4 protein-coding genes and 1 pseudogene are annotated in these 12,146 nt (G+C 33.3%); 4 read left to right on the plus strand and 1 reads right to left on the minus strand.

The genetic code is table 11. From position 1 onward, the window contains the following. The first annotated feature begins 123 nt into the window (after nucleotides 1-123). Nucleotides 124-303, plus strand: coding sequence for a sporulation histidine kinase inhibitor Sda (gene sda, locus IEV35_RS06530; protein WP_188383872.1), 180 nt, complete (start codon nucleotides 124-126; stop codon nucleotides 301-303). A gap of 334 nt (nucleotides 304-637) precedes the next feature. Beyond that, nucleotides 638-6,952: a Cna B-type domain-containing protein gene (locus IEV35_RS06535; protein WP_188383873.1), complete on the plus strand. Its 6,315-nt coding sequence runs from the start codon at nucleotides 638-640 to the stop codon at nucleotides 6,950-6,952. A 310-nt stretch (nucleotides 6,953-7,262) separates the two neighbouring features. On the opposite strand, the gene IEV35_RS06540 is transcribed toward IEV35_RS06535, so the two are convergent. Then, entirely contained in the window at nucleotides 7,263-10,298 is a 3,036-nt protein-coding gene (locus IEV35_RS06540; protein WP_229740666.1) for a hybrid sensor histidine kinase/response regulator, read from the minus strand. Between the two features lie 795 nt (nucleotides 10,299-11,093). Here IEV35_RS06540 and IEV35_RS20090 point away from each other — a divergent pair. Together IEV35_RS20090 and IEV35_RS06555 are read left to right on the plus strand one after the other, a co-directional pair. Continuing rightward, a pseudogene (locus IEV35_RS20090) lies at nucleotides 11,094-11,927 on the plus strand (EAL domain-containing protein). Nucleotides 11,928-11,941: 14 nt separating this feature from the next. Next, the gene (locus IEV35_RS06555; RefSeq protein ID WP_188383877.1) at nucleotides 11,942-12,103 is read left to right on the plus strand and encodes a hypothetical protein; all 162 of its coding nucleotides are present in this window, start codon (nucleotides 11,942-11,944) and stop codon (nucleotides 12,101-12,103) included. The last annotated feature ends 43 nt before the right edge of the window (nucleotides 12,104-12,146 follow it).

The raw sequence follows: 12,146 nt of genomic DNA on the forward strand, positions 1-12,146 counted from the left end.
TATAAAAGATACATTTTTTGTTATGAAAGTACTACTTAAAAATCATTCTTTACTCATTGTATAAAAGATGTATAGGTAAAACAATTAGGATATGTATAAAGATAACATAAAGGGTGGAAAAAGTTGGATACAAATTTAGGCAATAGAACAGATTCATTAAAAAAATTAAGTGATAAACAACTACAAGAAGCCTATAACAATGCAATAGTATTAGATCTTGATGAAGATTTCATAAGAATGTTAAAGAGAGAGATGATAAGTAGGAAATTAATAGAAAGTAATACGGGAATTTATTGGGTGTAGTGACGAGAGATATACTATCAGAGGGGTTGTTGGAACTTCATCACGATATCTTTTTGAGAACATCTGTAGAGAATAGTAGTACTGCTATTCTCTTTTTTGTTCGTCTATTTTTAGGTATATACACCTCATTATATAAATTGCAACAGATGTTTATGTAATATTTAGACGGTTATTGGCTTGTAAAGAAATTGTATAGATAAGGTTTATATAATAATTAAATGATTATTTATAAAGATAGTTAAATGAGTGAGGTGGAAAATAGCCAGTAGGTCGTGTAAAACAAAATTCATCTATCATATTTAAATTCGGTTGTTACATATTAGGAGGGAGAAAGTTGAAAAGACAGAGGAATTTTTACATTTATTCGTTTATGGTAGTAATTTTATTTGCTCAATCCATGTTGTCACCATTATTTGGGATAAGTGTAACTGCAGAGAGATTAAATGACAGTGGTAACATTATCACAGATGTCTTATATCAAGATAGTAGTGGAAGTGAAATAGATCTTGCAGCGGAAAGAGATAAAGAAACAGATATTCAAGTATCTGTTATTTGGAATGTAGATAGCTCAAATACAAATGTTAAGTCAGATACTATTATTTTGCCTGAAGAGGTAGTGATTGTAGAAGATATTATGCAAACAGTTGAATCAGGTGGGGAAAAGATTGGAACTATAGCTGTTTCAACGGATGGACAACTTCAACTAGTATTAGATGAAAGTCTACCTGGGGATTTGGTTGCAGAAGGTGTAGAAGTATTTAATGCCAAAATAGAAGCTTCAGAAATAAGCAATAATGAAAGTACTGAAAATGTAGAGCAAGAAAAAATTACAGAAGAGAAAGGTAAAATTGATAGTGCAAATGAGGAAGTGAAATCTGATATAGGATCAGAAGGAATAAATTTTGATTCAAATGATAAACAAAAGAATAACATATTAGCTATAACACCGTTTGCGGATGGTAGTTTAGAACTCATTACGGAAAACATCATTGATGAAATAAGATTTACTAATGAAGATGGTTCAGAATACCAAGCGGGGGATTTTATTGAAGTAGACGATAAACTTCGGTTAGATTTGACATGGACATTGGAAAATAACCATGGGTATACCGCTGGAGATTACTTTGAATTTCAATTACCGAAGCAACTGGAAATCTATAATGAAATTAATGGAGCTCTAGGTGATTATGGAACATATAGCGTAAGTGCGGATGGAAAAGTAACGTTCACATTTAATCAAAATATCGAAGACAATTCGAATGTGCATGGTTCGTTTTGGATAGATACGGAAATATATGAAAGAGAAGTTACTACAACTGAAGAAACACTGAATTTTAAAGTGAAAGATGAAGTTGTGGAAAGTATCGAAATCAATGTGAGACCAACAAGTGGTCAATCAATTCATAAAGAAGGACAGCCGGTTGATGGAAACTTTAATGCAGAAATGATCAACTGGACTGTACTTGTAAATACGACAAGAGATAATTTAATAAATGCCGTTGTTACAGATTCTGTGCCAGCAGGGTTGAAATTAAATACAAATTCAATTGTTGTAAAAGAAGTTGAAGTGGATTTAAGCGGGAATGTAATTAAAGAGAAAACAACTACTCCAAAATATACAGATGATGACTCAACGGTTGATAGTTTAAACATTAGTTTTGGGGATACAAATAAAGCATATAAAATCACGTATACAACAACAATGAAAGAATCTGAAAAAGATAAAGAAGGCACAACTAACTATAAAAATACAGCTTTTCTAAATTCAGAGGGCCAAAATGAAAAGCAATCAAGTGCCTCTGTATCTGTTGAAAGACCAAAATCATTAGAAAAGTCATCTTCTAATTTCAACGAACAAGAACGTTCCATAGAGTGGACTGTAAAAGCAAACTTCAACGAAAAAAAACTAAATGTTGGGGATGTTATTACAGATACATTTACATTTAAATCAGGAGAAAACGAACTAAGAGATATATTTGAAGTAGTAGAAAGTGATATTTCTATTGAGCAAGTAGATAGCTTTAACAGTGATGGGACAGTGAAAGAAAAATCTGATGCTAAAAGTTTATTTGATATAAAAATTAATGGAAACACAGTAACTTACGAACTAAAACAAGAAACTAGTAAAGCCTTTATTATCAAATATAAAACGAAAGCAAAGTCAGGTGCGATTATTAACAATGATGGAGAGATTTCTAATACTGTTGAATTAAAAGGAAAGACCACTACAAGTAGTCAAGGAGTTTATCAACAAGTAGGAAAAAAATCTCATGATGCAATTAATTATCAAGATAAAACAATTGATTGGACAATTGTTGTCAATGCAGATGCACAAGAATTAAAGCATTTCGTTTTAACAGATGATTTTTCTGAATCGGGACAAGAACTTATCCCTGGTTCGGTTGTAATAAAGGACGCAGCAGGAACAGATGTAACAGAAAGTTATACTGTTGAACCTATTGCAACTAATGATGGATTTAAAATTGATTTTGGTGATATTAATCAAAAATATACCATCTCATATATAACAGAATTCACTTATGATTTTGGAAGTGAACAAACAAAGCCTAACTTTAGTAATAGTGTGTATATAACTTATGAGACTTCAGATGGAAAAAAGTATAACCTAAACTTTGGTGACCAAGTAAACCCAAACAAAGAAACAAAAAATAACGGTGTTAAAAATGGAAAAGTTAACAACGAAACAAAAGAAATCACCTGGTCAGTAGACATCAACTATAATCAACTAAACTTAATGAATGCCAAATTAGAAGATGTGATTCCAGACAATCAATCACTAATTGATGGTACGGTTAAAATTTATGAAACAACCATTGAACCGAATGGTGCCGTTCAAGTTGGTAATGATGTAACGGATGATTTCACTGTTAATTCAAATAAAAATCATGTAAATGTAAATTTCGGCGCAATAGATCAGAGTTATCGCGTTATATTTAAAACAAAAGATAAAGACGACATTTACAATGGTGATGAAGTGTATGAAAACACAGCACAGTTCACTCCGAAAACAGGGGAAACACATAATCTTTATGCTAATGTTACCTTGCCGAATCAAGGTGAATTTCTAAGTAAATCAGGTACGCATAATAAAGAGGAGTGGACTGCAGATTGGGTCATCGATGTAAATAAATCAAAATCAATCTTATCAAATGTTACGGTTACTGACGAATTAGGAGAAGGTCAGGTTCTCCTAACAGATTCATTCCAAGTAATAAAAGGATCCAATGAAGAATTGGTAAAGGGTGAAGATTATCATTTAACCATTGATGGTAATACATTTGAAATCAGTTTCCCAGATACGATTAAAGAAGCATACAAAATTAGATATTCTACCTATATCACAGTAGAAGAAACAGGCAATTTAGATAATAGCGCACAAATAAAAGCAAATGAGACAGTCACAGGAACAACTGAGAAGACAGAGGCCATTCAAGTAAAAATCAGTACTGGAGGAGGAACAGCGACAGGTACTACTGGTGGACTTAATTTAATCAAATTAGAGGAAGGAACCGATAGACCATTAAGCAATATCGCTTTCCAATTGATTAAAAAAGTTGGATCACAGGACATCATTGTTCGAGAAGGTAACACTGATGAAGATGGAGAGCTTTCCTGGACAGGGTTAACCTTTGGAGAATATACGTTAAAAGAGACAGTTCCAGATGGTTACTTAGGAGAAAGTGAACAAATAATTACATTATCTTATGAAGCAACAGATGGAATTACAACTAAGGAGATTTACAACAATCGTAAAACAGGTACAGTTAAGATCATTAAGAAAGATGAAAGAACAAGTGAAAAGCTTCCAGGTGCCGAATTTAAAATTTCAAATATAACAACTGGTCATGAGTACACACTTACTACAGGAAATAACGGTGAGATAGTACAAGATGTACCTTTTGGCGAATATACTGTAGAAGAAGTTAAAGCACCTAATGGCTATAGAGTGAAAGAAAATATTAATAATATCAATATTGAGATTGGCAAGACAACTGAAATAACATTGTATAATGAAGAGTTTGTTGATATTACTGGGGAGAAAAAGTGGATTCACGGTGAAAACATCACTACTCCAGATGAAATAACAGTACAGTTGCTGGCAAACGGTACTATCGTTCAAGAAAAAACAGTTACTGCTGCTGATGACTGGAAATATAGTTTTAAAAACTTAGATAAATACAATGGAATAGGTAATGAAATCAACTACTCTATCAAAGAACTAGCAGTAGATGGTTATAATACGCATATAGATGGCTATGACTTGGTAAACATTGAACAAATTGACATTTCCGGTTCGAAAACATGGTTAGATGATAATTCTGATGAACGTCCAGATCAAATAACTGTTATGTTGTTAGCCAATGGTGAGAAAGTTGATACTCAAAAGGTAATCGAACAAAATGATTGGAAGTATACATTTAAGGATTTAAATAAGTTTGATAAGAATGGTAAAGAAATATCATATGCAGTTGAGGAAGTAAAAGTAGAAGGTTATAAAACAAACATTAATGGATTTGATATTACAAATATTCGTACTGGAACGATAGATGTAAAAGGTGAAAAAGTTTGGAAAGACGTCAACTCAACGGATCGCCCAGAATCTATTACTGTGGAACTTACGAGAGAAGTTAAAGGAGTAGCGGATAATAACTTTTCAAAATCTGTAACAGTAAAGCCTGATAAACAGGGTAACTGGAAGTATGAATTTACAGATTTAGAGGAATTTAATGCGAACGGAGTAGCGTATACGTATAAAGTAGCAGAACAAGACGTACCAGAAAAATATGAATCGACTGTAAATGGCTACCAGATAACAAACGTACGTATAGGTAAAACAGAAGTATCTGGAACAAAACGTTGGAAAGACGATACTACCGAAGCCCGTCCAGAATCTATTACAGTAAATCTGCTTCGTAATAATGTAGTAATCGAAACAAAAGAGGTTCTAGCTGAAGACAATTGGAGATATTCATTTACTGATTTGGATAAATATGATTCGGAAGGTCAACTCTATAATTACACAGTTGCAGAACAAGATGTGCCCGGTTATGAATCCAAAGTAAATGGCTATGACATTACAAATACACGATCTGAAAAAAGAACCATTGAAGTGACAAAAGGGTGGCTAGACGATAATTCTCCAAATCGTCCAAAATCTGTTATCGTCTACTTATATCAAAATAATGAGCTTTTTAATACAGTAGAATTAAAAGCTGAAAACGATTGGAAGTACGTATTTACAGATATAGAAGCGTTTGATGAAGATGGGCAGCCGTATGAATATTCAATTAAGGAAAAACCAATGGTCGGTTATGAAACGACTATTGAAGGCTTTAATATTACTAATCTTCGCGTTGGAAAAACAGAGGTAGAAGGAAAGAAAATATGGCTAGATGATAATTCTCCAGATCGTCCAGAATCTATTACTGTAGAATTATTTGCAAATGGAACAGAAACTGGTAAAACAGTGGAAGTTAATGCAGAATCAAACTGGGAATATAAATTCACGAATCTTGAGAAGTATGATACACAAGGTAAAGAGATTAATTATACTGTAAAAGAAAAAGCAGTTGACGGTTACAAAACAACGATAGATAACTATAACATTACTAATTTACGAATTGGTAAAACGGAAGTCACTGGAGAGAAGATATGGAATGAAGTAGCTGAACAGTATCGCCCAGATTCTATTAGTGTAAACTTATTAGCAGATGGTAAAAAAGTCAACTCTACAAAAGTAAGTGCAGAAACAGGTTGGACATATGGATTCACCGGATTAGATAAGTATGATGATCAAGGTAAAGAAATTAAGTATACCGTTGAAGAATTTAATGTTCCTGTCGGATACACATCAAAAGTAGAAGGCTATGATATTATCAACACTCAAGTAACTACAGAAGTTACAGGAGAAAAGATATGGCTTGACGATGAATCTCCAGATCGTCCTGATTCCATTACCGTTGAATTACTAAAAAATGGGGAAAAGACAGGTCAAACACAAGAATTATCTGCTGATTGGGAATGGAAGTATAGGTTTACTCATCTCCCAAAATATGATAAGCAAGGTAAAGAAATAATATATTCTGTGGATGAAGTAGAAGTGCCTAAAGGCTATGAAAAGTCCATTGAAGGAAACAAAATTATTAATCTTCGAGTAGGTACAACTTCAGTAGAAGGAACTAAGACATGGAAGGATAGTAATTCTGAAAACCGCCCAGATTCTATTGTCGTTGAACTTCTTCAAAATGGTATTAAGATTCAGGAACAAGAAGTGACTGAAGCTACTGATTGGAAATATAGATTTATAGAATTACCTGCTTTCGATAAGTACGGAAAAGCTTATATATACACTGTTCAAGAACAAGAAGTTTCAGGATATACTTCAACAGTAGATGGATATGACATAACAAATACATTAATACCTGTAAGTGAAGAAAATCATGATCCCGAAGACACAACAACTGGATCTGATAACGAAGTATCAAATAAGCAAGATGCAAATGAGGGTAATAAGTTGCCGGATACTGCGACTAATATATTTAATTTAATTGCAGTTGGTTTAGGGTTGCTAGTCTTTGGATTTACTCTGTTGACTGTGGCCTATTGGAGGAATAGAAATGTAGTATAACTGCATATAATTGCGGGTTAATAGAAAAAAGAGCTTTCACATAAGATAGCATGTGAAAGCTCTTATTTTCTAAACCAATATTTCAGACTAAGTTAAATTTAAGAGGTTGTAAATACGATTCAAACCAATAAAGAGTCTCTTATTGAGTAAGAATGTAATACTGTAATTCAATAAAGAAGGTATAAAAATAGAGGGAGAATGTCAATATGGTTGTCCCACTGATATTTATACCTTTTACTAGATAAGTATAAAACCTTTTAGTATAAGACAGGAATACATTCTCCTTTAACATTGACCTTTTCTAAGGGCCTTACTCTTGTTTCTTCGGAATTCTAAATTTCACTGTTGTTCCGACGTTAGGTGTGCTAGTAATATTCAATCCTTCTCTATATTGCTTCTTTAACCTTCGATTTGTATTAGCAATTCCAATTCCAGCTTGAGAATTTGGTTGCTCACTAAGAATGTCCTGTAGTTTTTCTTTTTTCATTCCTACCCCATCATCCATTACAGCAATTTGAACGTAGGTAGCAAAGCTTGTAATTTGGATGCTGATAGTACCTCCTCTTGCTCGTTTCAATACACCATGTTTCACAGCATTTTCTACAAGTGTTTGGATAGATAAGGGGGGAATTTCCAAATGTAATTTATCGTCTATTTCCCAGTGTACTTGAAGTCTTCCTCCAAATCGTTCTCGTTCAATATATAAATAGGAACGAATTAAATCAAGTTCATCCTCTAAAGGTATCAGATTTTTTGCAGTATCAATATTAAAGCTTCTTCGTAAGTAGTTCCCGAATTCATTAAGCAATTTCTTCATTCTTACAGTGTCGATGTCACTAAGAGATGCAATTGTATTTATCGTATTATATAAGAAATGGGGCTGTATTTGTGCTTGCAACCAGGCAGCCTCCATTTGCAATTGCTCATGGATTGATTGCTTTAACTCAATTAATGCTTTGACACGAGATTTTAATTCTAATGCATCCATAGGCTTAGCCACATAGTCGTTTGCACCTGAAAGAAATCCCGTATAAATATCCTCCGGTTTATTTCGTGCAGTTAAAAGTAAAATAGGTAATTCAGATATAGTGAATTGCTTACGAATAATTTGGGTTAATTCATAACCAGACATGTTAGGCATCATCACATCTGATATGATTAAATCCCAACTCTTTTCATTAATCATATTTAATGCTTCTTGTCCACTTGTGACCGTATATACATCATATTTAACAGAAAGCATGTTATCCAGGATTTTTATATTAATAGGATCATCATCAACTACTAGTATTTTTGCTTTGTTTTCTTTCATTTTGGAAAAGTTTATATCGGAACTAATTCTTTCCTTGTCTGTCTCAATTAGTACATTATCTTTATCGATACCTGATGCAATTTCTTTCACACTTCTTGATGTATTGGTGGATGCCTCAGTTAATGGCAAAGTGAAGGAAAATACAGATCCTTCCCCAAGAGTGGATACTACAGAAATTTCTCCTCCATGCAATTCAACCAATTGTTTACATATGTTGAGACCTAACCCCACTCCATTCCCAATTGATGTTATACTAGCATCCTCTTGTTCATAGGGTTCAAAAATTCTACTTATAGTTTCCGCATTCATTCCAATACCAGTATCTTTAATATAGATAGTGGCCATTGCGTTGTCATGTTTGGCTTCTATAGTAATAAGTCCTTCATTTGTATATTTAACAGCATTATGAATTAAATTGAATAAAATTTGAATCAATCGATTTACATCTGCGTCTAGACTAGGAAAGGAAGGAGGAATATTAAGATTAAATTGTACATCCTTACCATCCGTCATAAAACGAAGCATATCTAGTACTCCTGTAGTTACGGAATAGATATTTACTTCGTCTCTATTAAGGCGTATTTGTTTCTCTTTTAGTCGTGTGAAATCCTGGAGATCATTAAGGGTAAAAGCCATTTGCCTACCAACACTGACTAATAACTCTAAATTTTCTCTGTTTTTATATGTTAATGGCTCTGTCTCGTCCTCGAGGATAGTTTGAGCTATATTGATCACACCATGAAGCGGATTACGCAATTCGTGTGAAGTGTTAGCCAAGAATTCATCCTTTTTCTTATCTTCTTGTTCCAGCTCATCGACTAAATTAACTACTAGTTTATTTTGTCTGTGAAAACGTTTGATCCAAAAAATTGCAAAACTTAGAAACGCAAATAGGTAATCGAATGGATAAAATGGTATTTCTATTCCAGAAATTGCTTTTATGAGCCCCCATAAAATACCAGAAGTAGTACCCACGACAACCACAGCAATAAAGATGGATTCATCTTTATATTGGAAATAGTCCTTAAGTGCTAATGGAACAACTGCAAGAAAGGATACAAAATAAAGAATGAAAAACATTGTATTTACTTGAATCAAATAATTTAATGGAAGAGTAACAATTAGTAGTGCACAAATTCCATACATAATCGTAAGCCTATGAAAACGTTTATAGTTATCTGAATCCCTTAATAAGTTTTTCATAATTTGAACTAGAAATAACGCGGCCCCTAGATAAACGAGTTCTTTAAACTTAGTTGACCACTCATAGTTAAAATGAAGCCATTCCATTGTGCTACTGTTATATGTAAGCATCTCATCTATAGCTGGAAACAGAAAACCAACTGCAAAGAAGAGCATGATTTTCTTTCGAGAGATAAAATAGATAAGTAAACTATAAATACTATGGAGTAAAAGGATAACAACCATGCTTATCAATAATGTATCTTCAAAGTTTTTATTTTTTGCAATTGCCTTTGATGTACCAAATTTAATGGGGCTACTTATGGCAATGCCTTCATTGGTGTCAAAATTAGAGACTTGCAAGATGATATTAATTTCGTTTTTCTCTGTTGAAAATGATACCACATAGGGATTCCCTTTTCCCTGATGGTTTTTTTTATCTGCTGCTACCTGACCGGATTGGTCTTTTAAATGACCATTCACAAATAGTGCTGAAGCCGTATTTGCTGATGGAATACTTATAGAAAATAAATGATCTAAATCTGTATTTTTATCTACTAGGACTTTTAGATAGTAGGTTCCGAATTTGTGTGATGATTTTTCATCAGTTCCACCTGTTATGTCCCTAATTTTCTGTTCTGTATTTGAGTGGAGTTGGTGGGGATCATTCACTAGTTCATCAGGTAAAAAAATCCATTCTCCATTAAGTGTAATGGTTTGACTATTTGATAAATCGTACCCTCGTAAATCTAATATCCCTTCTTTTGCTACTGGTTGATTAGAGGGAGCATGGTACAAGAACCATAATAAACGTAATCCTGTCAAAGAAATCATAATTGCTATTAATATCAAAATGCTTCTTGATTTATTATTACTTTTCATTAGCACTATTAATTTCCTTTCATCGTAATTGAAAGCCTGAATTCAAGCCTTTATTAAAATAGTGTCACTTTTTCCATTATATCAATATAGTAAATGGAATTATATACCAAGGATAAGAAATCGTATCATGGTTCAAGAAATATCCTTTTATTGAGGGGGGTTCAATTAAAAACTATTAACTGTATAGGCAGCTACAGCTCTACAAACGGTAGTGTCAAAAGTTCTATGAAAACAACCTCAAAATAAAGAACACTACATTTTTGATGGAGAAATACTACCGCCATCGCTCTTGACAAACACGACAATGGTTTACGAGTGCGGTGTCAAGGGCGAAGGGGACAAAAGAAGGTACGACAAATAAGCCCTTAACTTTTGTCATTTTAAACCATTGTCCAGTTCGGTTTGTCAAGAGTTCGCTACGCCGATGGCTAATGTTTTGAAACAGTGTGGACACTTAAAAATCGCTTCTTTTTCAAAACGATTTTGTTTACTAAACAAACACTCACACACTTTACACTGATATTGTCCTTTATCACCATTGTTGGCATAGAGATACAAAGAAGGTGCTGAACACTTTGGACACGTTAAACTCGCCGGAACTTTAACCACATTAATTTTGCGACGAGTAACTGGCTATAACTTTTCACCATGTTTGGACAGATGATTGGAAAGTAGTTCCTTATAAATTAGTTTTTCTAGGGTTTCTATAATTGGAAGATCATCTACTTCCATTTTCCGATAAAGTTTATTGACAGGCTCATCAAATTGAGCACTGGCAACAGATTTTCCAAGAGTTTAGGTAGCAATGATTTTGTTGATTTAATAGAAAAATATACTGATAGAAAAGAAATTGAATCTATTGTGGATAATACATTGAGATTGATTGAAGTACCAATTACAGTTAAGGATTACGATTTGCATATTACGGCAAGTGTAGGAATCAGCCTTTTTCCGAAAGATGGCGATAATAGACTTACCTTGTTAGAGAATGCCCATTCAGCTCTATATTATGTAAAGGAGCGAGGAGGGAATAATTATCAGTTCTATTCCAATCTAAAGGATGTATCTTTATATAAAAAATATACTCTAGAAAAAGATATCCGAAATGCGATAGTGAATGAGGAATTTGAATTGTATTATCAACCTCAAGTTGAACCGTTTAGTGGGATTATTAAGGGTGCGGAAGCGTTAATTCGTTGGAATCATCATGAGTGGGGGCTAGTCTTGCCTGGAGAGTTTATTCCCTTGGCAGAATAGAGTCATCTAATTCATCATATTAGTGATTGGGTTATTAGAAAGGTAGTTTTGCAACTTAGAGAGTAGAGAGATAAAGTGCTTACATTAAGGCCGATTTCCATCAACATCTCACCAATAAGGTTTCTTAAAAGCGGTTTGGTGGAATTGGTAGAAGAACAATTAGCATTATTTCAAATTGAAGCGAAATATTTGGAGTTTGAAATAACAGAGAGCTCTTCATTGAGTAGTGATAAACAAGTTCTTTCCACTTTAAAACAATTGGGAGAGTTAGGTATTAAGATTGTGATTGATGATTTTGGTACAGGTTATGCCTCGTTGAATTATTTACGAAGTCAGAACTAGAGAGGAAGAAAGAAATGTATAAAAATCATATATTGATGGATGGGATTAGTGATATGATTTTTGTTGTGAATGCGCAAGGTGATTCTATTTTTACCTATGAATTTCTAAACCGCGCTGCAATGGAAAAGACAGGTTTAACAGAGGATATCATTGGCAAGAAAATTGAAACCTTATAACTTCTTTTTTTAATCTTTCCGTAAACGATTGGTGATATCTAAG

The organism is Ornithinibacillus halotolerans, from assembly GCF_014637405.1.
GTDB lineage: Bacteria > Bacillota > Bacilli > Bacillales > Amphibacillaceae > Ornithinibacillus > Ornithinibacillus halotolerans.

What these genes read in the sequence shown, in the direction of transcription:
- IEV35_RS06555 (WP_188383877.1), top strand. Translation starts at nt 11,942, where the DNA reads ATGTATAAAAATCATATATTGATGGATGGGATTAGTGATATGATTTTT.